Origin of the sequence: Pseudomonas sp. DrBHI1 (assembly GCF_002205115.1) — a bacterium.
Classification (GTDB): domain Bacteria; phylum Pseudomonadota; class Gammaproteobacteria; order Pseudomonadales; family Pseudomonadaceae; genus Aquipseudomonas; species Aquipseudomonas mosselii.
In genome coordinates, this window is record NZ_NIBE01000054.1 from 52,462 (window position 1) to 77,078 (window position 24,617).

Annotated in this window: 20 protein-coding genes, 2 tRNA genes and 1 pseudogene; 18 read left to right on the forward strand and 5 right to left on the reverse strand. The window is 64.5% G+C overall.

Going from position 1 to position 24,617, the window contains the following annotated elements:
• Window positions 1–495: 495 nt before the first annotated feature.
• Complete coding sequence (gene queG / locus CC207_RS10165) at window positions 496–1,560, reverse strand: tRNA epoxyqueuosine(34) reductase QueG (protein ID WP_062360844.1); 1,065 nt, start codon at window positions 1,558–1,560, stop codon at window positions 496–498.
• 65 nt (window positions 1,561–1,625) lie between these two features.
• Between queG and CC207_RS10170 the strand changes: the two genes are divergently transcribed.
• From CC207_RS10170 to CC207_RS28275, 13 genes and pseudogenes are all read left to right on the forward strand, one after another.
• Window positions 1,626–2,477: an NAD(P)H-hydrate dehydratase gene (locus tag CC207_RS10170; RefSeq protein WP_088852044.1), complete on the forward strand. Its 852-nt coding sequence runs from the start codon at window positions 1,626–1,628 to the stop codon at window positions 2,475–2,477.
• A gap of 8 nt (window positions 2,478–2,485) precedes the next feature.
• Window positions 2,486–2,938: a tRNA (adenosine(37)-N6)-threonylcarbamoyltransferase complex ATPase subunit type 1 TsaE gene (gene tsaE, locus CC207_RS10175; RefSeq protein ID WP_371349750.1), complete on the forward strand. Its 453-nt coding sequence runs from the start codon at window positions 2,486–2,488 to the stop codon at window positions 2,936–2,938.
• Between the two features lie 12 nt (window positions 2,939–2,950).
• Window positions 2,951–4,381 (forward strand): N-acetylmuramoyl-L-alanine amidase, encoded by a 1,431-nt coding sequence (locus tag CC207_RS10180; RefSeq protein WP_028688264.1) that lies wholly within the window; start codon window positions 2,951–2,953, stop codon window positions 4,379–4,381.
• Entirely contained in the window at window positions 4,378–6,285 is a 1,908-nt protein-coding gene (mutL, locus tag CC207_RS10185) for a DNA mismatch repair endonuclease MutL (protein WP_088852045.1), read from the forward strand. The genes CC207_RS10180 and mutL overlap by 4 nt, the downstream gene beginning before the upstream one ends.
• A 1-nt stretch (window position 6,286) precedes the next feature.
• The gene (miaA, locus tag CC207_RS10190) at window positions 6,287–7,258 is read left to right on the forward strand and encodes a tRNA (adenosine(37)-N6)-dimethylallyltransferase MiaA (protein ID WP_088852046.1); all 972 of its coding nucleotides are present in this window, start codon (window positions 6,287–6,289) and stop codon (window positions 7,256–7,258) included.
• A 94-nt stretch (window positions 7,259–7,352) separates the two neighbouring features.
• The gene (gene hfq, locus CC207_RS10195) at window positions 7,353–7,613 is read left to right on the forward strand and encodes an RNA chaperone Hfq (protein ID WP_028688261.1); all 261 of its coding nucleotides are present in this window, start codon (window positions 7,353–7,355) and stop codon (window positions 7,611–7,613) included.
• Between the two features lie 18 nt (window positions 7,614–7,631).
• Window positions 7,632–8,933, forward strand: a complete 1,302-nt coding sequence (gene hflX, locus CC207_RS10200; RefSeq protein WP_028688260.1) for a ribosome rescue GTPase HflX — start codon at window positions 7,632–7,634, stop codon at window positions 8,931–8,933.
• 96 nt (window positions 8,934–9,029) lie between these two features.
• Window positions 9,030–10,214 (forward strand): FtsH protease activity modulator HflK, encoded by a 1,185-nt coding sequence (hflK, locus tag CC207_RS10205; protein WP_028688259.1) that lies wholly within the window; start codon window positions 9,030–9,032, stop codon window positions 10,212–10,214.
• Entirely contained in the window at window positions 10,214–11,083 is an 870-nt protein-coding gene (gene hflC / locus CC207_RS10210; RefSeq protein ID WP_028688258.1) for a protease modulator HflC, read from the forward strand. Before hflK ends, hflC begins: the two co-directional genes overlap by 1 nt.
• 292 nt (window positions 11,084–11,375) lie before the next feature.
• Window positions 11,376–12,563, forward strand: a complete 1,188-nt coding sequence (locus CC207_RS10215; protein WP_028688257.1) for an ATP phosphoribosyltransferase regulatory subunit — start codon at window positions 11,376–11,378, stop codon at window positions 12,561–12,563.
• 55 nt (window positions 12,564–12,618) lie between these two features.
• Window positions 12,619–13,911: an adenylosuccinate synthase gene (locus tag CC207_RS10220; RefSeq protein WP_028688256.1), complete on the forward strand. Its 1,293-nt coding sequence runs from the start codon at window positions 12,619–12,621 to the stop codon at window positions 13,909–13,911.
• A gap of 1,022 nt (window positions 13,912–14,933) precedes the next feature.
• Window positions 14,934–15,146 (forward strand): annotated as a pseudogene (locus CC207_RS28270) (methyl-accepting chemotaxis protein); the annotation flags it as partial.
• A 201-nt stretch (window positions 15,147–15,347) separates the two neighbouring features.
• Window positions 15,348–16,052 carry a methyl-accepting chemotaxis protein gene (locus CC207_RS28275; RefSeq protein ID WP_371349751.1) on the forward strand — a complete coding sequence of 235 codons (705 nt, stop codon included), beginning with the start codon at window positions 15,348–15,350 and terminating at the stop codon, window positions 16,050–16,052.
• Window positions 16,053–16,176: 124 nt separating this feature from the next.
• Here CC207_RS28275 and CC207_RS10230 read toward each other — a convergent pair whose 3' ends face one another.
• The 4 genes from CC207_RS10230 to CC207_RS10245 all read right to left on the reverse strand — a co-directional run bounded on the left by CC207_RS10230 (window position 16,177) and on the right by CC207_RS10245 (window position 19,190).
• Window positions 16,177–17,742 carry an iron ABC transporter permease gene (locus tag CC207_RS10230; protein ID WP_028688254.1) on the reverse strand — a complete coding sequence of 522 codons (1,566 nt, stop codon included), beginning with the start codon at window positions 17,740–17,742 and terminating at the stop codon, window positions 16,177–16,179.
• Complete coding sequence (locus tag CC207_RS10235; RefSeq protein WP_028688253.1) at window positions 17,742–18,755, reverse strand: extracellular solute-binding protein; 1,014 nt, start codon at window positions 18,753–18,755, stop codon at window positions 17,742–17,744. The genes CC207_RS10230 and CC207_RS10235 overlap by 1 nt, the downstream gene beginning before the upstream one ends.
• A gap of 174 nt (window positions 18,756–18,929) precedes the next feature.
• Window positions 18,930–19,016, reverse strand: a tRNA-Leu gene (locus CC207_RS10240).
• A gap of 87 nt (window positions 19,017–19,103) precedes the next feature.
• Window positions 19,104–19,190, reverse strand: a tRNA-Leu gene (locus tag CC207_RS10245).
• Window positions 19,191–19,461: 271 nt separating this feature from the next.
• On the opposite strand from CC207_RS10245, the gene rnr reads away from it, so the two are divergent.
• The 5 genes from rnr to CC207_RS10270 all read left to right on the forward strand — a co-directional run bounded on the left by rnr (window position 19,462) and on the right by CC207_RS10270 (window position 24,610).
• The gene (rnr, locus tag CC207_RS10250; RefSeq protein ID WP_088852047.1) at window positions 19,462–22,035 is read left to right on the forward strand and encodes a ribonuclease R; all 2,574 of its coding nucleotides are present in this window, start codon (window positions 19,462–19,464) and stop codon (window positions 22,033–22,035) included.
• The gene (gene rlmB / locus CC207_RS10255; RefSeq protein WP_088852048.1) at window positions 22,032–22,778 is read left to right on the forward strand and encodes a 23S rRNA (guanosine(2251)-2'-O)-methyltransferase RlmB; all 747 of its coding nucleotides are present in this window, start codon (window positions 22,032–22,034) and stop codon (window positions 22,776–22,778) included. The genes rnr and rlmB overlap by 4 nt, the downstream gene beginning before the upstream one ends.
• Window positions 22,779–23,024: 246 nt before the next feature.
• Entirely contained in the window at window positions 23,025–23,450 is a 426-nt protein-coding gene (gene rpsF / locus CC207_RS10260; protein ID WP_011535936.1) for a 30S ribosomal protein S6, read from the forward strand.
• A 28-nt stretch (window positions 23,451–23,478) separates the two neighbouring features.
• Complete coding sequence (gene rpsR, locus CC207_RS10265) at window positions 23,479–23,709, forward strand: 30S ribosomal protein S18 (protein WP_003249563.1); 231 nt, start codon at window positions 23,479–23,481, stop codon at window positions 23,707–23,709.
• Window positions 23,710–23,743: 34 nt separating this feature from the next.
• Complete coding sequence (locus CC207_RS10270) at window positions 23,744–24,610, forward strand: membrane protein (protein WP_028688250.1); 867 nt, start codon at window positions 23,744–23,746, stop codon at window positions 24,608–24,610.
• The last annotated feature ends 7 nt before the right edge of the window (window positions 24,611–24,617 follow it).

The following is a 24,617-nucleotide window of genomic DNA, read 5'->3' on the forward strand; positions in this document are numbered from 1 at the left end:
CGCGTCACCATCGCGAATGAATGCGCATATAGCTTTCAAAACACATGCTCTAAAAGTCAAAGTCAAAGTCAAAGTCAAAGTCAAAGTCAAAGTCAAAGTCAAAGTCAAAGTCAAAGTCAAAGTCAAAGTCGGTCGGCGCTGGTTTTAATGGTTGTAAGTGCATTCGTTTGCGATGTCGACGCATAGTCACCTTTTCGCCCTTACGGCGAGTTCCTTTTTGAAGGATCAAAAAGGAACCAAAAAATCCTCGCTCCATTCATCCGGCCCTCCGCTTCGCTCCGGGTTCCCTCACTCCGGCCTTGCTCCCGGGAGGACCGCGCTGTACGCCCCATCCTGGGGCGCAGCGCTTGACGGGCATCCATGCCCGTCACCTCCCTCCGCAAGACCTCCGTTCGGCCTCCTGAAGTCGCGAAGTTACGGGCGGCGCCTGGACTGGCGCAGCTGTCGCTAGTGGGCTGCAGGGGTTAATCTTCTGATCGCCAAAGCCGGCAGGCGTCAAAGGGCGTCGTGGCGAGCCAGCGCCCACTCCACGTGCTCGCGTACCAGCTCCGAAGGATCATCCCGCCGCGCGTTGAGCGCCTCCAGCACGGGAATGGTCGATGGCGCATTCCCCAGTCCCACCGCTAGGTTACGCAAAAACCGCTCATACCCCGCCCGCCGCAAGGGCGAGCCCTCGGTGCAACCGAGAAAACGCTTTTCATCCCACAGGAACAGCTCGGCCAGCTCGATATTGTCCAGCCCCCGGCGGGGCATGAAGTCGTCTTCGGTAGTGGTCTTGGCGAAACGGTTCCAAGGGCAGACGATCTGGCAATCGTCGCAGCCGAACACCCGGTTACCGATCAATGGGCGCAGTTCCAGTGGAATGGCACCGCGCAATTCGATGGTCAGATAGGAGATGCAGCGTCGGGCATCAAGCTGGTAGGCCCCGACGAATGCCTGGGTCGGGCAGATGTCCAGGCACGCCTGGCAGCGCCCGCAATGATCGCTGCCCTGCACGCCGTCGATCGGCAGCGGGAGGTCGACGAACAGCTCGGCCAGGAAGAAATAGCTGCCAGCCTTGCGGTTCAGCAGCAGGGTGTTCTTGCCGATCCAGCCCAGGCCGGCTTCCTGCGCCAGGGCCTTTTCCAGTACCGGGGCGCTGTCGACGAAGGCACGGTAGCCAAAGGGACCGATGGCCGCCTGGATGCGGTCGGCGAAGTGCTGCACGCGCTTGCGCACCAGCTTGTGATAATCGCGGCCCAAGGCGTAGCGCGAGATATAGGCCTTTTCCGGCTCCGCCAGGCGCTTGGCCATCTGCGTGTCGCCGGGCAGGTAGTCCATGCGCAGCGAAATCACCCGTAGCGTGCCGGGGATCAGCTCGGCCGGGCGCGAGCGCTTGTGGCCATGGTCGCCCATGTACTCCATCTCGCCGTTGTAGCCAGCGGCCAGCCAGCGCTGCAGGTGCTGTTCGTGCTCGCCAAGATCGACGCCGGCGATGCCGACATGGGCAAAACCGAGTTCGCGGCCCCAATCCTTGATCGATTGGGCCAGTGTGGCGATGTCTGGAGTCGTGGCGGGCATGGATGGATAAGGCATTACAGGCACAGGTGCGTATAATTCTGCCAGACATCGGAGCCTTTGATCCCATGCCTCAGACCAAACACCCCCCATTGTTGCTGAGCAGCCTGACCTTGGCCGGGCTGCCACCCCGTGCCGCCGATGCCCACAAGGGCGATTTCGGCCATGTGCTGGTGATCGGCGGTGACCTGGGCACCGGCGGCGCGGTCTTGCTCAGCAGCGAGGCGGCGCTGCGTTGCGGCGCCGGCCTGGTCAGCGTGGCGACCCGTGCCGAGCACGTCGCCGCCGGGCTGGCACGCCTGCCGGAGGTGATGTGGCTGGGCGTGAGCTCGGCCAACCAGTTGCTCGGCCCGCTCGCACGGGCCACGGTGCTGGTGGTCGGCCCCGGGCTGGGCCAGGCGGCCTGGGGCCGCAGCCTGCTGTCGGCGGTGACCCATGCGCATCTGCCGCAGGTATGGGACGCCGATGCTCTCAACCTGCTGGCCGCTGCGCCACTGGCGTTGCCCAGCGGCAGCATCCTCACCCCGCACCCGGGCGAGGCTGCGCGGCTGCTGGGCATCTCCACCGAGGCGGTGCAGGCCGACCGGCCGGGCGCCGCGCGCAAGCTGGCGCGGCGTTACGCCAGCGTCTGCGTGCTCAAGGGCGCGGGCACGCTGGTGGCCGATCCGGCGGGGCAGTTGGCGCAGTGCGGGCGAGGGCATCCGGCCATGGCCGGTGCCGGGCTGGGCGACGTGCTTACCGGCGTGTTGGCGGCGTTGTTGGCCCAGGGGCTGGACGCCTGGCAGGCCGCGTGCCTGGGGGTATGGTTGCATGCCTGCGCGGGCGAGCGCCTGGGTGTCAAAGGTAGAGGGCTGGCGGCCAGCGATCTGGTCCCGGTCATTAGAGCGTTATTGGAGGAGCATTCAGCGTGTCAGGTTTAACCCTGTTTCTGGCCGACGAGCCAGCCACCGTCGCCTTTGGCGCCAAGCTGGCCGAAGTGACCAAAGGTCATGGTGTGATCTTTCTCGAAGGTGACCTGGGCGCCGGCAAGACCACGCTGTCCCGTGGCCTGATCCGTGGCCTGGGTCATGAAGGTCCGGTGAAAAGTCCGACATTCACCGTGGTCGAACCCTACGAAATCGGCGACATTCGCGCCTTCCATTTCGACCTCTATCGCCTGGTCGATCCGGAGGAACTGGAGTTCATGGGCATTCGCGACTATTTCGAGGGCGATGCGCTGTGCCTGTTCGAATGGCCCGACAAAGGCGCGGGCGTTTTGCCAAAGCCCGACCTGACCATTACCATAAGCCCGCAAGCGGGCGGACGTTCGCTGAACCTGTCGCCGCAGGGGGCACGCGGCGAAGCCTGGTGTGCCGTTCTGGCCAAAGAATTCAAACAGTAAGTGGGGAAAGGTATGCGCATACGCGCACTGGTCGCCGTCGTTGGGCTGCTGCTGACCGCGGTGACCGTTGACGCGCTGGCCGTCACTCAAGTCAAGAGCATGCGCCTGTGGCGCGCTCCGGACAACACGCGGCTGGTCTTCGACCTGTCCGGGCCTGTGCAGCACAGCGTCTTCACCCTGACCGCACCTGATCGCCTGGTGATCGACATCAACGGCGCCACCCTGGGTGCGCCGCTGAATGTCTCCACCTCGAATACGCCGATCACCAGCGTGCGCTCGGCCCAGCGCACGCCCACCGACCTGCGGGTGGTGGTCGACCTGAAAAAGGCCGTCTCCCCCAAGAGCTTCACCCTGGCGCCAAACGCCCAGTACGGCAACCGCCTGGTGGTCGACCTGTACGATCAGGAGGCCGATGCCATCGCCGCCAGCAACCCGACCCCGCCACCGACGCCGCAGCCCCCGGCCACGACGCCAGCGGTGCCGGTCACCCCGGCGCAACCGGCGATCAAGCTGCCGCCAGCTCCGAGCGGCAAGCGTGACATCGTGGTCGCCATCGACGCCGGTCACGGTGGCGAAGACCCTGGCGCGTCCGGCTCGCGCGGCCAACACGAGAAAGACATCGTGCTGGATATCGCCAAGGAGCTGCAGCGTCAGATCAACGCCGAGAAGGGCTACCGCGCCGAGCTGACCCGTACCGGCGACTACTTCATCCCGTTGCGCAAGCGCACCGAGATCGCCCGCAAGAAGGGCGCCGACCTGTTCGTTTCGATTCACGCCGACGCCGCGCCGTCGAAGGCCGCGTTTGGCGCCTCGGTGTTCGCCCTGTCCGACCGTGGCGCCACCTCCGAGACCGCCCGTTGGCTGGCCGACACGGAAAACCGTTCCGACCTGATCGGCGGTGCCGGCAACGTCAGCCTCGACGACAAGGACCGCATGCTGGCCGGCGTGCTGCTCGACCTGTCGATGACCGCCACCCTCAGCTCCAGCCTCAACGTTGGGCAGAAGGTGCTGGGCAACATGGGACGGGTCACGCCGCTGCACAAGCAGCGTGTGGAGCAGGCCGGGTTCATGGTGCTGAAATCGCCGGACATTCCGTCGATCCTGGTCGAGACCGGGTTCATCTCCAACGCCAACGAGGCCGCCAAGCTGGCGACCCGCAGCCACCAGCAGGCGCTGGCGCGCTCGATCCACACCGGCGTGCGCCAGTTCTTCCAGCAGAACCCGCCACCGGGCACCTACATCGCCTGGCTGCGTGACAGCGGCAAGATCGCCCAGGGGCCGCGTGAGCACACCGTGCGCCCCGGCGAGACACTGGCGATGATCGCGGTGCGCTACCAGGTCAGCGTTGCCAGCCTGCGCAGCAGCAACAGCCTGAAGACCGACGAGCTGAAGGTCGGCCAGCACCTGGACATCCCCACCACCGCCTTGGCGTCCCAGCAATGAGTGGCGGCTCGCGCATCCAGCTGCTCAGCCCGCGGCTGGCCAACCAGATCGCCGCCGGCGAGGTGGTCGAGCGCCCCGCGTCGGTGGCCAAGGAACTGCTGGAAAACAGCCTCGACTCCGGTGCCCGGCGCATCGAGGTCGAGGTCGAGCAGGGTGGCGTGAAGCTGCTGCGGGTGCGCGACAACGGCAGCGGCATCGCCCCGGATGACCTGCCGCTGGCCCTGGCGCGTCACGCCACCAGCAAGATCCGCGAACTGGAGGACCTCGAAGGCGTACTCAGCCTCGGCTTTCGCGGAGAAGCCCTGGCCTCGATCAGTTCGGTGGCACGCCTGACCCTGACCTCGCGCACCGTCGACGCCAGCGAAGCCTGGCAGGTGGAAACCGAAGGGCGCGAGATGACGCCTCGGGTGCAGCCCGCCGCGCATCCGGTCGGCACCTCGGTCGAAGTGCGCGACCTATTCTTCAATACCCCGGCCCGGCGCAAGTTCCTCAAGGCCGAGAAGACCGAGTTCGATCACCTGCAGGAAGTGATCCGGCGCCTGGCACTGGCGCGCTTCGACGTCGGCTTCCACCTGCGCCATAACGGCAAGACCATCTTCAGCCTGCACGAAGCCGCCGACGAGATGGCCCGGGCGCGGCGCGTGGGCGCCATCTGCGGCCCGGGCTTCCTCGAGCAGGCGCTGCCGATCGATGTCGAGCGCAATGGCCTGCGCCTGTGGGGCTGGGTCGGCTTGCCGACCTTCTCGCGCAGCCAGGCCGACCTGCAGTACTTCTTCGTCAATGGCCGCGCCGTGCGCGACAAGCTGGTCGCCCACGCGGTGCGCCAGGCCTATCGCGACGTGCTGTTCAATGGCCGCCACCCGACCTTCGTGCTGTTCCTCGAGTGCGACCCGACCGGAGTGGACGTCAACGTGCACCCGACCAAGCACGAAGTGCGCTTCCGCGAAGGGCGCATGGTCCACGACTTCCTTTATGGCACCTTGCACCGCGCCCTGGCCGACGTGCGCCCGGAAGACCAGCTCGCCGCGCCTGCCGCGACCAGCGAGATGCTTCGCCCGAGTGGTCTGCAGGCCGGCGAGTTCGGCCCGCAGGGCGAGATGCGCCTGGCCTCGCCGGTGCTCGAGCAGCCCCAGGGCGAGGCGCGCCCTGCCTTCTCCTCCGGCGGTTCTGGCGCTGGCTATCAGTATCAGTATCAGTACACCCCGCGCCCCGCGCAGCCGGTCAACGTCGGCGAGGCCCAGGCGGTCTACCGTGAGTTCTACGCGCCGCTGGACAACACCGCCGCCACGTCGAGCGCGCTGCCGGAAAGCCAGGGCGACATTCCGCCGTTGGGCTACGCCCTGGCACAGCTCAAGGGTATCTATATCCTCGCCGAAAACGCTGTCGGCCTGGTGCTGGTGGACATGCACGCCGCCCATGAGCGGATCATGTACGAGCGTCTGAAGGTGGCCATGGCCAGCGAAGGCCTGAGCGGCCAACCGCTGCTGGTGCCCGAGTCGCTGGCGCTGAGCCAGCGCGAGGCCGATTGTGCCGAGGAACACGCTCAGTGGTTCCAGCGTCTGGGCTTCGAGCTGCAGCGCCTGGGCCCGGAAACCCTGGCGATCCGCCAGATCCCGGCGTTGCTCAAGCAGGCCGAGGCCAACCGTCTGGTGCAGGATGTGCTTGCCGACCTTATGGAGTACGGCACCAGCGACCGGATCCAGGCGCACCTGAACGAACTGCTCGGAACCATGGCCTGCCACGGCGCGGTGCGCGCCAACCGACGCCTGGCCATCCCGGAGATGAACGCGCTGCTGCGCGACATGGAAAACACTGAGCGCAGCGGCCAGTGCAACCATGGCCGGCCGACCTGGACCCAGATGGGCCTGGACGACCTGGACAAGCTGTTCCTGCGGGGCCGATGAGATGAGTGCGAAACCCCCGGCGATCTTCCTCATGGGACCGACTGCAGCCGGCAAGACCGATCTTGCCATCGAGCTGACCAAGGTGCTGCCCTGCGAGCTGATCAGCGTCGATTCGGCGCTGGTCTATCGCGGCATGGACATCGGCACCGCGAAGCCCTCCAAGGAGGTGCTGGCCGCCCACCCGCACCGCTTGATCGACATCCTCGATCCCGCCGAAAGCTACTCGGCCAAGCGGTTCTGCACCGATGCCCTCGAGTCCATGGCCGAGATCACCGCGCGCGGCAAGATCCCGCTGCTGGTCGGCGGCACCATGCTCTATTACAAGGCACTGATCGAGGGCCTGGCCGACATGCCGGAGGCTGACCCGGCGGTGCGCGCCGAACTCGAGGCCCAGGCCGCCACGCTGGGCCTGGGCGAGCTGCACCGGCAACTGGCCGAGGTGGATCCCGAATCGGCGGGGCGCATCCATCCGAATGACCCGCAGCGGTTGATCCGTGCGCTCGAAGTGTATCGGGTCAGCGGTCAGACCATGACCGCCCACCGCCAGCGTCAATTCGCGGAAAGTAGCGCTGCAGACGCAGGCGCGGGCGGGCATTTGCCCTATACTGTCGCGAGTTTGGCGATTGCTCCTACAGATCGTCACATTTTGCATCAGCGAATTGCGTTACGATTTTCACAGATGCTGGAACAGGGCTTCGTCGACGAGGTCCGAACGCTGCGAGCCAGAAGTGACTTGCACGCGGAACTGCCGTCTATACGGGCAGTGGGCTATCGACAGGTCTGGGATCATCTCGACGGCAAGCTGACTGAGAATGAGATGCGTGAACGCGGTATCATCGCCACACGCCAGCTGGCCAAGCGGCAGTTCACCTGGTTGCGCGGTTGGGAAGGCGTGCACTGGCTGGATAGCCTGGCCTGCGACAATCTGTCCCGCACCTTGAAATACCTGGGGACCGTCTCCATATTGAGCTGAGTCCCTGCCAAATGCCGTCTATCCTTGCGGACGGGCGTCATAATTTATCGATTTTCTTGATTTTCTACTATTGATCCTTACAGGAGTGCGGCATATGTCAAAAGGGCATTCGCTACAAGACCCTTACTTGAACACCTTGAGAAAAGAAAAAGTCCCGGTTTCGATCTATCTGGTCAACGGGATCAAGCTGCAGGGCCAGATCGAATCCTTCGACCAGTTTGTTGTGCTGCTGAAGAACACTGTCAGCCAGATGGTCTACAAGCACGCCATTTCGACTGTCGTACCTGCCCGTCCGGTTCGCCTGCCAAGCCCGTCCGATGCCGATCACGGCGACAGCGAGCAAGGCAACGCTTGAAAAAAGTAGGAGCCTGCATTGTTCTTTGAGCGCCACGGTGGTGGTGAGCGAGCGCTGCTCGTTCACTTGGAAGGTCAGAACCCTGAGGCGCGCGAAGACCCGCAGGAGTTTCAGGAGCTGGCGCTGTCGGCCGGCGCCGATATCGTCTCGCTGGTAACAGTGGCGCGGCATCAGCCCACCGCCAAGTTTCTGATCGGCAGCGGCAAGGTCGACGAATTGCGCGACCTGGTCCAATCAGCCGAAGCCGACCTGGTGATTTTCAATCACACCCTTACGCCCAGCCAGGAACGCAACCTCGAGCGCGTCTTCGAGTGTCGCGTGCTGGACCGCACCGGGCTGATTCTCGACATCTTCGCCCAGCGGGCGCGCACTCATGAAGGCAAGCTGCAGGTCGAACTGGCCCAGCTTGAGCACATGAGCACGCGGCTGGTGCGCGGCTGGACCCACCTTGAGCGGCAGAAAGGCGGTATCGGCCTGCGCGGCCCGGGCGAGACCCAGCTGGAAACCGACCGCCGCCTGCTGCGGGTGCGCCTGCGTCAGATCAAGGCACGCCTGGAGAAGGTGCGCAGTCAGCGCGAGCAGGCCCGTCGCGGGCGCAAGCGCGCGGACATCCCGTCGGTGTCGCTGGTGGGCTACACCAACGCCGGCAAGTCGACCTTGTTCAACGCCCTGACGCAATCCGAGGTGTATGCCGCGGACCAGTTGTTCGCCACCCTCGACCCGACCTTGCGCCGGCTCGAACTGGCCGACCTGGGGCCGATCGTGCTGGCCGACACCGTGGGCTTTATCCGCCACCTGCCGCACAAGCTGGTCGAGGCATTTCGGGCTACGCTCGAAGAGTCGAGCAACTCCGACCTGCTGCTGCACGTGATCGACGCCCATGAGCCCGAGCGCATGGAGCAGATCGAACAGGTGCTGGCGGTGCTGGGCGAGATCGGGGCCGAGAGCTTGCCGATCCTCGAGGTCTATAACAAACTCGACCTGCTTGAAGATGTCGAGCCGCAGATCCAACGCGATGCCGATGGCAAGCCGCAGCGGGTCTGGGTATCGGCACGTGATGGACGCGGCCTGGAGCTGGTTGGCCAGGCGATTGCCGAGCTGCTGGGGGACGATCTGTACGTCGGAACCCTGTGCCTGGAGCAACGGTTTGCCCGCCTGCGCGCGCAATTCTTTGCCCTGGGTGCCGTGCAGAGTGAAGAGCATGATGAAGAAGGGCGCAGCCTGCTGAGCGTGCGACTGCCCAGGGTCGAGTTGAATCGCCTGGTCAGCCGCGAAGGCATGGAGCCGCAAGTGTTTGTCGAGCAACACACTTTGCAATAAATGCCCGTCGAGGTCGGCGGGCAGCGGTGACAGGCATTCTGTAGCATTGGACGGCGCGCCGTGGGCGCGTCTTTGCTTTATCAGATGGAGAGCGCTATGGCTTGGAACGAGCCGGGTGGCAACTCGAACAATCAGGATCCCTGGGGCGGTCGCCGTAACGGCGGTGGCGGTGGTGGCGACAAGAAAGGTCCACCGGATCTCGACGAGGCCTTCCGCAAGCTGCAGGACAGCCTGAACGGCATGTTCGGCAGTGGCAAGAAACGCGGTGGCAGTGGCGACCGCAATATCGGCAAGGGTGGCGGCTATGGGCTGCTGGGCATTGGCCTGGCGGTGCTGGCTGCCATCTGGCTGTACAACGCCGTGTACGTGGTGGACGAGCAGGAGCAGGCCGTGGTGCTGCGCTTCGGCAAGTACTACGAGACCGTCGGTCCCGGCCTGAACATCTACTTCCCGCCGATCGACCGCAAGTACATGGAAAACGTGACTCGCGAGCGGGCCTACACCAAGCAGGGCCAGATGCTCACCGAAGACGAGAACATCGTCGAGGTGCCGCTGACCGTGCAGTACCGCATCAGCAACCTGCAGGACTTCGTGCTCAACGTCGACCAGCCGGAAGTCAGCCTGCAGCATGCCACCGACAGCGCCCTGCGCCACGTGGTGGGTTCCACCTCGATGGACCAGGTGCTGACCGAAGGCCGCGAGCAGATGGCCGTGGATATCCGCGAGCGTCTGCAGCGTTTCCTCGACACCTACCGCACCGGTATCACCGTCACCCAGGTCAACGTGCAGAGCGCGGCAGCCCCGCGTGAAGTGCAGGAAGCCTTCGACGACGTGATCCGCGCCCGGGAAGACGAGCAGCGTGCGCGCAACCAGGCCGAGTCCTACGCCAATGGCGTGGTGCCCGAGGCACGTGGCCAGGCGCAGCGTATCATCGAGGACGCCAATGGCTACCGCGATGAAGTCATTGCCCGCGCCAAGGGTGAGGCCGACCGCTTCAGCAAGATGGTCGTCGAGTACCGCAAGGCGCCGGAGGTCACTCGCCAGCGTCTGTACATCGATACCATGCAGGAGGTGTACAGCAACTCCAGCAAGGTCATGGTGGCCACCAAGGACGGGCAGAGCAACCTGCTCTACCTGCCACTGGACAAGATGGTCGAAGGCAGCCGCAACAGCGCGTCGGCGCCGGTCAGCAGCGTTTCGCCGTCGGTCAACGACGCCGCCGCGCGCGCCGCGCAGGACCTGCAACAACAACCGCCGCTGCGTTCCAGGGAGAGCCGCTGATGAGCAATAAATCGCTGTTCGCCCTGATTGGTGCCGTGGTCGTGGCGATCGCCGCCTGGAACTGCTTCTACATCGTCTCGCAGACCGAGCGCGCGGTATTGCTGCAGTTCGGTCGCGTGGTCAAGGCTGATGTCCAGCCCGGCCTGCACGTGAAGGTGCCGTACGTGAACCAGGTGCGCAAGTTCGACGCCCGCCTGATGACCCTCGACGCCCCGACCCAGCGTTTCCTGACGCTGGAGAAGAAAGCGGTGATGGTCGATGCCTACGCCAAGTGGCGGGTCAAGGATGCCGAGCGCTTCTACACCGCGACCTCGGGCATGAAGCAGATCGCCGACGAGCGCCTGTCGCGGCGTCTGGAAAGCGGCCTGCGTGACCAGTTCGGTAAACGCACCCTGCACGAAGTGGTGTCCGGTGAGCGTGATGCGCTGATGGCCGACATCACCGCCTCGCTGAACCGCATGGCCAGCAAGGAACTGGGTATCGAAGTGGTCGACGTTCGCGTCAAGGCCATCGACCTGCCGAAGGAAGTCAACCGCAGCGTGTTCGACCGCATGAGCACCGAGCGTGAGCGTGAGGCCCGCGAGCACCGCGCCAAGGGTAACGAGCTGGCCGAAGGTATTCGTGCCGACGCCGACCGTCAGCGCCGCGTGCTGCTGGCCGAGGCGTATCGTGAAGCTGAAGAGACCCGTGGTGATGGTGACGCCCAGGCGGCGGCCATCTATGCCAAGGCCTACACCCAGGACGCCGATTTCTACGCGTTCTACCGTAGCCTGCAGGCCTACCGCGAGAGCTTCTCCAGCAAGAGCGACGTAATGGTCCTGGATCCGAAGAACGAGTTCTTCCGCTACCTGGACAAGAGCAAGCCCTGAGGTTGCTCTCATGACGGGGCACCCCGTCTGGCAGCTAAAATGCCAGGCGGGGTGCATCCTGAATGAAAAGGGGTGTATGATGCGGCAGCCGGGAAATTCCCGGCTTTTTTGCGTCTGCAAGGTTGATCGGCCCATGGCTTGTTGACGGTTTGGTCAGGACGCAAGGCAATTCGAGGGTATTGGGTACGGTGGTTGCGCTGGGATCAGTGCTGCCCGCTATTGTGCGCCAATGCCTGCTTCACTCACGGCTCGCCTGCGGGCAGGCCGCCCGGACCAGAGGGGAAATGGCGTAATGGCAACGGTAGACCGCTGGCTGCTGCCAGATGGCATCGAGGAAGTACTGCCACCTGAGGCGGCGCGCATCGAGATCGCGCGGCGTCAGGTGTTGGACCTGTTCCAGAGTTGGGGTTACGAACTGGTCGTCACGCCGCATATCGAGTACCTGGAGTCGCTGCTCACCGGCGCCGGCCAGGACCTGGACCAGCGCACCTTCAAGGTCGTCGACCCGCAGTCCGGCCGCCTGATGGGCTTCCGTGCCGATTTCACCCCGCAGGTGGCGCGCATCGACGCCCACACCCTGCGCCGTGAGGGCCCGAGCCGCCTGTGCTACGCCGGCAGCGTGCTGCACGCGCAACCGCGTGCCCTGTCCACCTCGCGCAGCCCGATCCAGCTGGGCGCCGAGCTGTACGGCGATGCCAGCCCTACCAGCGATGTCGAGGTCATCAGCCTGATGCTCGCCACGCTGCAGCTGACCGATGTGCCGGATGTGCACATGGACCTTGGCCATGTCGGTATCTACCGCGGCCTGGCCCGTGCCGCCAACCTGTCCGGTGATGTGGAGCAGCAGCTGTTCGACGCCCTGCAGCGCAAGGCGGTCGACGAAGTGCAGGCGCTCACCGCCGACCTGCCGAAGGACCTGGGCAACATGCTGCGTGCCCTGGTCGAGCTGTGCGGCGGCCGTGAAGTGCTGGCCGAAGCCCGCGTGCGCCTGGGCCGTGCCCCGGCCAGCGTGCTGGCGGCGCTGGACGACCTGCTGGCGATCGCTGATCGCCTGGCGGCACGTTACCCGGATTTGCCGCTGTACTTCGACCTTGGCGAGCTGCGCGGCTACAACTATCACACCGGCGTGGTGTTCGCGGTGTTCGTGCCGGGCGAAGGTCAGTCGATCGCTCAGGGCGGTCGCTACGACGACATCGGCGCCGATTTCGGCCGGGCGCGCCCGGCCACCGGATTCTCCACGGATTTGAAGACCCTGGTCACACTGGGGCGAGCGGAGGTCGTATTGCCTGCTGGTGGCATCTGGATGCCCGACAGCAGCGATGCGGCCCTCTGGCAGCAAGTCTGCCAGTTGCGCAACGAAGGCCAGCGTGTGGTCCAGGCCCTGCCTGGCCAGCCGTTGAGTGCTGCCTTCGAAGCGGATTGTGATCGGCAATTGATTCAGCAAGACGGGCGCTGGCAGGTTCTGCCGCTGACCCATTGAGATTCTTCGCCGGCAGTGGGCCGGCAACCAAGTTGCGTGAATGAGGACAAGTGTTATGGGTAAGAATGTCGTCGTCCTGGGCACCCAGTGGGGTGATGAGGGCAAAGGCAAGATCGTCGATCTGCTGACCGAACATGCTGCCGCCGTAGTGCGCTACCAAGGTGGCCACAACGCGGGCCACACCCTGGTGATCAACGGTGAGAAGACCGTTCTGCACCTGATTCCCTCGGGCATCCTGCGTGAAGGCGTGCAGTGCCTGATCGGCAACGGCGTGGTCGTTGCTCCCGACGCCCTGATGCGTGAAATCACCAAGCTGGAAGAGAAGGGCGTGCCAGTGCGCGAGCGCCTGCGCATCAGCCCGGCCGCCCCGCTGATCCTGTCCTACCACGTGGCCCTCGACCAGGCCCGTGAGAAGGCCCGTGGCGAAGCCAAGATCGGCACCACCGGTCGCGGCATTGGCCCAGCCTACGAAGACAAGGTGGCCCGTCGCGGCCTGCGCGTGGGCGACCTGTTCCACCGCGAGCGTTTCGCCGCCAAGCTCGGTGAGCTGCTGGACTACCACAACTTCCAGCTGGTGAACTACTACAAAGAACCGGCCATCGACTTCCAGCAGACCCTGGACGAGTGCATGGCCTACGCCGAGCAGCTCAAGCCGATGATGCTCGACGTCACCGCCGAACTGCACAACCTGCGCCGCGCCGGCAAGGACATCATGTTCGAAGGCGCCCAGGGCTCGCTGCTGGACATCGACCACGGTACCTACCCGTACGTCACCAGCTCCAACACCACTGCCGGCGGCATCTCCACCGGTTCCGGCGTTGGCCCGATGTACCTGGACTACATCCTGGGCATCACCAAGGCCTACACCACTCGCGTCGGTTCCGGTCCGTTCCCGACCGAACTGTTCGATGAGACCGGTGCCACCCTGGCCAAGCGTGGCCACGAGTTCGGCTCGACCACCGGCCGTGCCCGTCGTTGCGGCTGGTTCGATGCCGTCATCCTGCGTCGTGCCATCGACGTCAACAGCATCTCGGGCATCTGCCTGACCAAGCTGGACGTGCTGGACGGCCTGGAAACCATCAACATCTGCGTTGGCTACAAGAACGAGAACGGTGCCGTTATCGACGCGCCGTCCGATGCCGACAGTTACATCGGCCTGGAGCCGGTGTACGAAGAGATGCCGGGCTGGAGCGAGTCGACCTTGGGCGTGAAAACCCTGGAAGAGCTGCCGCAAGCCGCGCGCAACTACATCAAGCGCATCGAGGAACTGGTCGGCGCGCCGATCGACATCATCTCGACTGGCCCGGACCGCAACGAGACCATCGTGCTGCGTCATCCGTTCGCCTGATCGGCCACTTCGGTAGCTGCTTGAATGCCGCGCTCTCGCAAGGGAGCGCGGCGTTTTCATTTGCGAGCAAGGGTGGCTTTGCACAAATGCCTTACCCCCTTCTACTCATTGGCGTTTATACCTGCTGCCTCAGGCACAACCCTTGCTGTAAGAAGTTTCTGTAGATGCCATCAAAGTAATGGCGCCAGAAACACGAGGGTTACAACGTGTCTGCCATCCTTTCACTGTTACGAAGCCGCCTCTTGCGGCCTGTGTTTGTTGCGCTTGGTATCGCTCTTCTGGTGCAGGTGCTGGTCGCCGTTGCACTGACACGGAGCACGGTCACCGCCCTGGAGGCCGATTTGGGCGCGCGCCTGGGTAACGACAGCCAGAAGCTGGCCGCCGAACTGGAGCAGGCCGGACAGGATGTCCGCGCCGGGCTCGACAGCCTGTCGGCCAGTACCCGCCAGCGCCTCAGCGCCGGCCTCTCCGAGCGTCTGCAGGGCGAACAGCAGCAGCTGCGCGCCACCCTGGAGAAGAATCTCAAGGACTCGGCCAATGACATGGCCGAGCTGCTGGCCTCGGTCGCGCCGCGGGCGATCTGGGACAACGACGTGCCGACGCTGTCGGACTTCGCCCGTCGTGCCCAGCGCAACCCCAATGTGCTGTTCGTGATCTATGACGACGCCCAGGGCCAGCACCTGACCCGCTACCTCAACCGACAGAACCCGATCAACCAGGCGTTGATGGACAAGGGGCAGGGTGAGCGTGCGCTGGACAAGGTACTGGACGCCGCGCGCAAGGATCCGTCGGTGTACTACGTCGAGGCCTCGATCAACCCCAACGGTGCCGAGATCGGCAAGGTGCTGATGGGGGTCTCCACCGTGGGCGTCGACCAGGAGCTCAAGGCCCTCGACCAGCGCTTCGCCGCCCTGATCGCCAGCGGCGAACAACTGGTCGGCGACAGCCTGGTGGCCGCCGCTGCCGACAGCGGCAAGGCCCTGCGCGCGCGGTTGGAAACGGCGCAGAACAGCGCCACGGCGATGCAGGCCAACACCGCGCAGACCGTGCGCGACGCGGCCGCCGAGCTGCGCTGGCGCATCGGCCTGGGCCTGGTGCTGGTGGGCCTGGGCGTGCTGTTGGTGGTGGCCGTGGTGCTCGGGCGTCGGGTGCTTAGCAAGCTCGGCCTGCTGATCGCCGCGCTGAACGACCTGGCCGCGGGCGAGGGGGACCTGACCAAGCGGGTCAAGCTCGATAGTCGTGACGAGATCGGCGACATGGCCTCGGCGGTCAACCGCTTCGTCGACAAGCTCCAGCCCATCGTCCGCGAAGCGGGCGAGGTGGCGCAGCGCACCGGTGTCGAGATCGACAGCATGGCCCAGCGCAACGCGGGGGCCGATGCCGCCGCCGCGCTACAGCGTGATGAGGTGGCGGCCAGCCTGCGCGACCTGTCGAGCATGGCCGACGAGGCCCAGGCAGAGAGCCATGCGATGCAGGCGGCGTTGCAGCAGGTGGTGGACATTCGTCAGGCCACCGACGAGAACAGCCGCGCCTCCACCCAGCTGGCACGGTTGATCGAGAACCTGGCCGGCGAGGTGCAGACCGGCTCCCAGGTGATCGAGCGGCTTGCCAAGCAGAGCGAGCAGATCGAGGTGGTGCTGACGGTGATTCATGGCATCGCCGAGCAGACCAACTTGCTGGCGCTGAACGCCGCCATCGAGGCGGCGCGGGCCGGGGAAACCGGGCGCGGCTTCGCCGTGGTGGCCGACGAGGTGCGGGCGCTGGCGAGCAAGACGCAGAGCTCGACCGGTGATATCCAGTCGCATATTGCCGCCCTGCAGCAGGGGGCCAAGGAGGCGGTGGCGACCATCAGCCAGGCCGGACGCCAGGCCAGCGAGGGTCTGCTGGTGTTGCGTGATAACGAGCGTCGCCAGCAGTCGGTGCAGGCGGCGGTGGAGCAGGTGCATGCGGCGATCGGCCTGGCCACCCGCGCGGCGGAGCAGCAGGCCAATGGCGCCCAGGCCGTGCGCGGTCGGGTGGAGAACATTCATGCCCAGGCCGAGCGCTCGGCCGAGGTGGTGATGCAGACCACGGCCAGCAGCAAGGTACTGGATGACCTGGCGGCGCAGTTGCGCGCCAGCCTGGGGCAGTTCCGGGCCTGACTCGGGCGAGGGCTGAGCCCTCGCATCGCGACACAAGGCCGCTCCCACAGGTTCGGCGCTCGGTGCAGTGCCTGTGGGAGCGGCCTTGTGTCGCGATTGGGCCGCAAAGCGGCCCCAGTGGGTGTCACGCCTTGTTCAGATACATCCGCGTCGTCAGCAGGTACACCGGCAATCCCGACACCACGATCAGCAACGCCGCATAAGGCGCCGCCGCCGCGAACTCGACGTTGGCGGTGTGCGCCCACACCTCGGTGGCCAGGGTGGTCATGCCGGTCGGGCTGAGCAGCAGGGTTGCGGTCAGCTCCTTCATCGCATCCAGGAACACCAGGGCGAACGCCGCCGCCATCGCCGGGAAGATGATCGGCAGGGTGACCCGGCAGAACGCCGCGAAACTGCTCGCACCCAGGGTGCGTGCGGCCTCTTCGAGCGTCGGTGAGGCCTTGTTCAGCGCCGTGCGCACCGGCGACTGCGCCAGTGGCAGGAACAGCAGGGCATAGGCCAGGATCAGCAGCGCCGTTGTCTGGTACAGCACCGGCACATAGTGCAGGGCGAAGAACACCAGGGTCAGGGCAATCACCAGCCCGGGCAGGGCGTGCAGCAGGTATGGCAGGCGCTCGGCCCAGATCGCCAGGCGCCCTTTGTAGCGCACCACCAGGAAACTGATCGGCAGGGCCAGCAGCACGCAGAAGCCGGCGCCGCCCAGGGAGACCGACAGCGAAGTGGCCAGGGCCTTGCCGATGGCCGCAACCGGGAACGCCGCGGACGAACCGACGCTCAGCCAGTAGCCAAGCATGGCCAGCGGAATGCCGCTGCCCAATACCGCCAGGGCCAGGCAGAACAGCTGCCCCAGCGGCATCCAGGCACGCAGGCGCAGCGGTTGCGCGCGGCGCGCCACGCCCTGGCCGATGCGCACATGGCGGGCCTTGCCGCGCACCCGCAGCTCCAGCCAGAGCATCGCCAGGCACAGCACCAGCAGCACCGCCGAGAGCATGGCCGCGTTGGCGTTGCTGAACTCCAGCTCGAACTGCTGGTAGATCGCCGTGGTGAAGGTCTGCAGGCCGAGGATCGACAGGGCGCCGAACTCCACCAGCATATGCAAGGCGATCAGCAGCGCGCCACCGAGCATCGAGGGCCACAGCAGCGGCAGGGTGATCCTGTGGAACACGCCCCAGCGCCCGCAGCCCAGGGTGCGCGCCGACTCCTCCAGCGAGGTGTCGAGGTTGCGCAGGGTGGCGGCCACCGGCAGGAACACCAACGGGTATTTCGACAGTGCCATCACCAGAATGGCCCCGCCCAGGCCCTCGAAGTCAGAACTCAGTGACACCCAGGTGAAGCTGCTGACGAACGACGGCACGGCGAACGGCAGGCACAGCACCACGCCCCACAGGCGCCGCCCCGGCAGGTCGCTACGCTCCAGCAGCCAGGCCAGGGCCACGCCAACCAGCAGGCAAAGCACGGTGACGCCGACCATCAGCAGCAAAGTGTTGCGCAGCAGGCCCCAGACAAACGGGCGCCAGAGCAGGCGCAGGGCTTCGTGCCAGCCGGCTTCCCAGGCCTTGAGTCCGACGTACAGCAACGGCAGCAGGCTCATCGCCACCAGGAACAACACGGGCAACACCACCCAGACGGAGGGTCGCTTGCGCTTCGGTACGAAGCGCGACAAGGCGGGCGAGGGCAGGGCGGCGGTCATCAGAGCAGGCCAACCTCACGTTCGAGTTCGATGGCTTCCTCGGCATTGCCAAGGTCCGCCGGCGAGATCTTCGGCGGGCGCAGATCCTCGAACGGTTTCAGGCCACGGTCCGAGACCATGCCCTTGTGCAGCGGGTACTCGGCGGTGGTCTGGGTGATCACCCGCTGGCCTTCTTCGCTGGCCATCCAGTTGAGCAGGGCCTGGGCTTCCTTGGGGTGCTTGCTGGCCTTGACTACCGCGGCGCCGGAAATGGTGACCAGGTTGCCGGCATCGCCATCGGCCAGGTAGTACAGCTTGGAATCCAGCTTGCCGCGCTCGCGCTCAAGCGCATACCAGTAGTAGTTGTTCACCAGAACCGCGGCGACTTCGCCTTTTTCCACGGCCTTGAGGGCCACCATGTTGTTGGTGTAGGTCTTGCCGAAGGCTTTCAGGCCGGTCAGCCATTCTTCGGTGGCCTCGCGGCCATGCATCTTCAGGATGGCCACGGCCTGTTCCTGGAAGGCGCCGCTGGTGGGGACGTAGCCGACGCGCCCTTCCCACTCGGGGTTGGCAAAGTCCATGACCGTGGTCGGCAGGTCTTTCTCATCGATCTTCTTCGGGTTGAACACCACGATGCGGGTGCGGGCGGTGATGCCCATCCAGGTGCCGTTGGCGCCTACGTATTCCCTGGGCATCATGTTCGCGGTGGCGTCGTCGATCTTCGCCAGCAGGCCCAGCTCGCCCAAGTTGTTCAGGGGCGGGGATTCCTCGGTGTAGATGATGTCGGCCGGCGAGCGTGCGCCTTCCTCGATGATCTGGCTGGCCAGCTGGTTGCTGCTGCCCTTGCGGATATTGATATGGATGCCGGTCTTGGCCTCGTAGGCCTTGGCGATGGCGTCGCCGATTTCCTTGTGCTGGCCGTTGTACATCGTCAACGTGACCGGTTCGTCTGCCAGGGCGGCCGGAGCGCCGATCACCAGGCTCAGAACTGCGGCGGCCAGGGTGCGCATCAGCGGTTGCGGGCGGATCGTCATGCGGGTACTTCCTCGCTTACGGCTACATATTTGGAAACAATGGTAAACGAAATTGTTTCTCAAATGGGCGCATGACGGGAAATTCATGGGTCGACCATGGGATAGGGCTTGCCCCCCCGCGATACAAAATCGCAGGCAAGAAAAAACCCACTAGCAAGCTAGTGGGTTTTTGTATGGTGCCCAGGAGAAGACTCGAACTTCCACGACCGTTAAGTCACTGATACCTGAAACCAGCGCGTCTACCAATTCCGCCACCTGGGCAAAGCTTTGCATCATCTGGTGAAGGCGACTATCGTTCGCTTTCACACAGTAGTAACAGATCCTTGGTCATCTGTTACTTGAAAAATTTGGTGCCCAGGAGAAGACTCGAACTTCCACGGCCGTTAAGCCACTGATACCTGAAACCAGCGCGTCTACCAATTCCGCCACCTGGGCACACATTCGAGATTACAAGATGCTTTACAGCGTCGTTCATCTCTACTACAACTTCGGGGTTGTCCGTCGTTGTGGTGCGCACTATACGGACGCCCTTGATGCCTGTAAACCCCCCGAACGAAAAAAAATTCAAAAAATTCAACTTGTTGATTCCGCAGGCCTATTGCCGCATGACGGACACGCTGCCGGGGCTGTCCAAGGCTGACATTTCCGGTTTCAATACGCCTATGCCAGAATTCCATTCTATATACCCCAAGGTGAACCCTTTCTGATGGCCGATTGGCAATCCCTCGATCCCGAGGCCGCTCGCGAAGCGGAAAAATACGACAACCCCATCCCCAGCCGTGAGCTGATCCTGCAGCGCCTCGCCGACCGTGGCGAACCGGCTGCCCGTGAACAGCTGGCCGAAGAGTTCGGTCTTTATAAAGAAGACCAGATCGAAGCCCTGCGCCGCCGCCTGCGTGCCATGGAGCGCGATGGTCAGCTTATCTATACCCGGCGCGGCACCTATGCCCCGGTGGACAAGCTCGACCTGATCTGCGGCCGCGTATCCGGCCACCGTGATGGTTTCGGCTTCCTGATCCCCGATGACGGCAGCGAGGACCTGTTCCTCAGCCCGGCGCAGATGCGCCTGGTGTTCGACGGCGACCGCGGCCTGGCCCGGGTGTCCGGCGTCGACCGCCGTGGCCGGCGCGAAGGCGTGCTGGTCGAAGTCATCTCCCGCGCCCATGAAAGCGTGGTCGGCCGCTACTTCGAAGAAGGCGGCATCGGCTACGTGACCCCGGACAACCCGAAGATCCAGCAGGAAGTGCTGGTCACCGCCGGGCGCAACGGCGGCGCCAAGATCGGTCAGTTCGTGTCGATCAAGATCACCCACTGGCCAACCCCACGCTTTCAGCCCCAGGGCGACGTGGTCGAGGTGATCGGCAACTACATGGCGCCGGGCATGGAGATCGACATTGCCCTGCGCAGCTATGACATTCCGCATGTCTGGCCGAAGGACGTGATCAAGGAAGCGCGCAAGTTCCGCTCCGAAGTCGAGGAGAAGGACAAGGAGAAGCGCGTCGACCTGCGCCACCTGCCGTTCGTCACCATCGACGGCGAGGATGCCCGCGACTTCGACGACGCCGTCTATTGCGAACCGCTGGGCAAGCTGCGCCTGTTCTCCGGCGGCTGGCGCCTGTACGTGGCGATCGCCGACGTCTCCAGCTATGTGCGCCTGGGCTCGGCCCTGGACGTCGAGGCCCAGCAGCGCGGCAACTCGGTGTACTTCCCCGAGCGCGTGGTGCCGATGCTCCCCGAGGAGCTGTCCAACGGCCTGTGCTCGCTGAACCCGCACGTCGATCGCCTGGCCATGGTCTGCGAAATGACCATGAACAAGGCCGGCCAGATGGTCGACTACCAGTTCTACGAAGGGGTTATCCACTCCCACGCGCGCCTGACCTACAACAAGGTCAGCAGCATGCTCGAGCATGCCCGCACCCGCGAGGGCAAGGCGCTGCGCGAGGAGTACAAGGAAGTCCTGCCGGACCTGAAGAACCTGTACAACCTGTACAAGGTGCTGGTCGATGCCCGTCACACCCGTGGCGCGATCGACTTCGAAACCCAGGAAACCCGGATCATCTTCGGCGAAGACCGCAAGATCGACGAAATTCGTCCGACCGTGCGCAACGATGCCCACAAGCTGATCGAGGAATGCATGTTGGCGGCCAACGTCGCCACCGCCGAATTCCTGCAGAAGCACAACGTGCCTGCGCTGTACCGCGTGCACGACGGTCCGCCGCCGGAGCGCCTGGAAAAACTGCGCGCCTTCCTCGGCGAACTGGGCCTGACCCTGCACAAGGGCAAGGATCCATCGCCCAAGGACTACCAGCAACTGCTGGCGAGCATCGCCGGGCGTCCGGACTTCCACCTGATCCAGACCGTCATGCTGCGCTCGCTGAGCCAGGCGGTGTACAGCGTCGAGAACAACGGCCACTTCGGCCTGAACTACGAGGCCTACACCCACTTCACCTCGCCGATCCGCCGCTACCCGGACCTGCTGGTGCACCGCGCCATCCGCAGTGTGATCCGCTCCAAGGTCGACACCCCGCACGTCAAGCGTGCCGGCGCCATGAGCATCCCCAAGGCGCGCATCTACCCGTACGACGAGAATACCCTCGAGCAGATGGGCGAGCAGTGCTCGATGACCGAGCGCCGTGCCGACGAGGCCACCCGCGATGTGGTCAACTGGCTCAAGTGCGAGTACATGCGTGATCGCGTGGGCGAGACCTTCCCCGGCGTGATCACGGCGGTGACCGGTTTCGGCCTGTTCATCGAGTTGACCGACATCTACGTCGAAGGCCTGGTGCATGTCAGCGCCCTGCCGGGTGATTACTACCACTTCGATCCGGTACACCACCGTCTGTCGGGCGAGCGCAGTGGTCGCAGCTTCCGCCTGGGCGATACGGTCGAGGTCAAGGTCATGCGCGTCGATCTCGAGCAGCGCAAGATCGATTTCGAAATGTCTGAGGCCACCGTCAACGCGCCGGTCGGCCGCAAGTCCGCCGCGCCTGCCGGCAAGGCCGCGCCGGAGCCGGCAGCGGCGCCCGAGGCGAAGATCTCACCCAAGCCGCGCAGCCGCAAGAGCGAAACCGCCGAGGCGTACTTCCCGAAAGACGCGGTGCAGCGCAACGCCGAGGTGCGCAAGAGTCGCGAGATGAAGAAGGCGCTGATGAGCGACGCCAAGCACAGCGCTCACGCCGGTGGCAAGGCGGAGAAGGGCGCCAAGTCGTCGGGCAAGACCAAGCATCGCAAGGGGCCGTCGAAGTCCGGCGCGCCACGTAAGGGCAAGAGCAAGTCATGAGTCAGCTGGAAAAGATCTACGGTGTGCATGCTGTGCAGGCGCTGCTGCAGCACCACCCCAAGCGCGTCAAGCAGATCTGGCTTTCCGAGGGGCGCAGCGAGCCGCGCATCCAGGTCTTGCTGGCCCTGGCCGCGGAAAACCGCGTCCAGGTCGGCCAGGCCGAGCGTCGTGAGCTCGACGCCTGGGTCGAGGGCGTGCACCAAGGCGTGGTCGCTGAGGTGAGCCCGAGCCAGGTCTGGGGCGAACTGATGCTCGAGGAACTGCTCGAGCGCACCGAGACGCCGCCGCTGATCCTGGTCCTGGACGGTGTCACCGACCCGCACAACCTCGGCGCCTGCCTGCGCACCGCCGATGCCGCCGGCGCCACGGCGGTGGTGGTGCCCAAGGACAAGTCGGCGACCCTGACGCCGGTGGTGCGCAAGGTGGCCTGCGGCGCCGCGGAAGTGATTCCGCTGGTGGCCGTGACCAACCTGGCCCGTACCCTGGAAAAACTCCAGCAGCGCGGTCTGTGGGTGGTCGGCACTGCCGGCGAGGCCGAGCAGGAGATTTACCAGCAGGACCTGACCGGCCCGCTGGTGATGATCATGGGTGCCGAAGGCAGGGGCATGCGCCGTCTGACCCGCGAGCACTGCGATTTCCTGGTCAAGCTGCCGATGGCGGGCAGCGTCAGCAGCCTGAACGTCTCGGTGGCGACCGGGGTGTGCCTGTTCGAGGCCGTGAGGCAGCGTCAGGTCAAGCGCTGATTCCTCCCCTGGGGTGGGCTTCCACGAGCCCGCCCTCGCGGGAATCGCTTCGGCGGGCGAATATGTTTCCGGCTGTTCAAATATTCGCCAGCCTCCTTGCTTGTCCCTCCAGCCTTCTCTACAATTGCGCCCCTTGCCGAGCTGGCAGGCGCGCATGCGCCTTCTCGCCAGGGCAAGACATACAAGTGTCATTCACTCCTTGTCTGACCAGGTAGCTGGCAGACTACTAACCCGTAAGGAGCATTCATGCGTCATTACGAAATCATCTTCCTGGTTCACCCGGACCAGAGCGAGCAAGTCGGCGGCATGGTTGAGCGTTACACCAAGCTGATCGAAGAAGACGGCGGCAAGATCCACCGTCTGGAAGACTGGGGCCGTCGTCAACTGGCCTACGCAATCAACAATGTTCACAAGGCTCACTACGTGATGCTGAACGTTGAGTGCACCGGCAAGGCCCTGGCCGAGCTGGAAGACAACTTCCGCTACAACGATGCCGTGATCCGTAACCTGGTCATCCGTCGTGACGAAGCCGTTACCGGCCCGTCCGAGATGCTCAAGGCCGAAGAGAACCGCAGCGAGCGCCGTGAGCGTCGCGAACGTCCTGAGCATGCTGATGGCGCCGAAGGCGACGACAGCAATGACAGCGACAACAGCGATAACGCTGACGAGTAATCCACGGACCTTTTGAGGAGCCAATCACATGGCACGTTTCTTCCGTCGTCGTAAATTCTGCCGCTTCACTGCTGAAGACGTGAAAGAGATCGACTTCAAAGATCTCAACACCCTGAAAGCTTACGTATCCGAAACCGGCAAGATCGTTCCAAGCCGCATCACCGGTACCAAAGCTCGTTATCAGCGTCAGCTGGCTACCGCTATCAAGCGCGCCCGCTTCCTGGCCCTGCTGCCCTACACCGACAGCCACGGCCGCTGAGACCGGGTCGTCGACTAAGTAGCAAGGGATAGGCATGCGAGCGTTGGCAAGTTTCATCATGCGCGGTCGTGTGCAGGCCACCCTCGTGGTGGTCATCAGCGCGGTACTGCCGCTGCTGTTCTGGTTGAGTGCCGCCGCCGGGAGCCTGGTGTTCCTGCGGCGCGGTTTCAAGGACGCGTCATCGATCATCGCCTGGGGCCTTTTGCCAGCGATGGTCCTGGCGTACTTCGGCGAACTGAGCACCTTGCTGGTGCTGTTGGGAACGCTGGGTCTGGCCGCCTTGTTGCGGGCCGGACATTCCTGGACCCGGGTGCTGCTGTCCAGTGTCGCATTAGGCTTGTTGTACAGCCTGATCCTGGACGCGGTGATGCGCGAGACCTTCGAGGTGCTGGCCAAGGCGCTTGAAAAAGCCCTGCCGCAGATCGAGGGTCAACCGGTACTACCTGGTGAGCTGATCGGCCCTTTGCTGGTCGCTTCCAGTGCGGTAATGCTGCAGCTGTTCAGCCTGCTGGCTCTGATGCTGGCGCGCTATTGGCAGGCGGCGTTGTACAACCCCGGCGGTTTCGGTCGCGAGTTTCGCGAGCTGAGGCTGCCACTGGTGCCAATGCTGGTGCTGGTGTCGTTGATGGTGCTCGGTCCGTTTCTCGGCTCGCCGTTCATCGTCCTCGCCACCGCCTCCAGCCTGGTGCTGCTGCTCGCTGGCATCGCCCTGATTCACGGGCTGGTGGCGCAAGGGCGACTGGCCGGGTTCTGGCTGGTGGGGATGTACGTGACGCTGCCGCTGCTCATGCAGCTGATGTATCCGTTGCTCGTGGTTTTGGCCATTGTCGACAGCCTGATTGATTTTCGCGGTCGCAAGTCCCCTTCACAGGGTGACGACTCCGCGAACGGTGAAGGTTAAAAGTTAA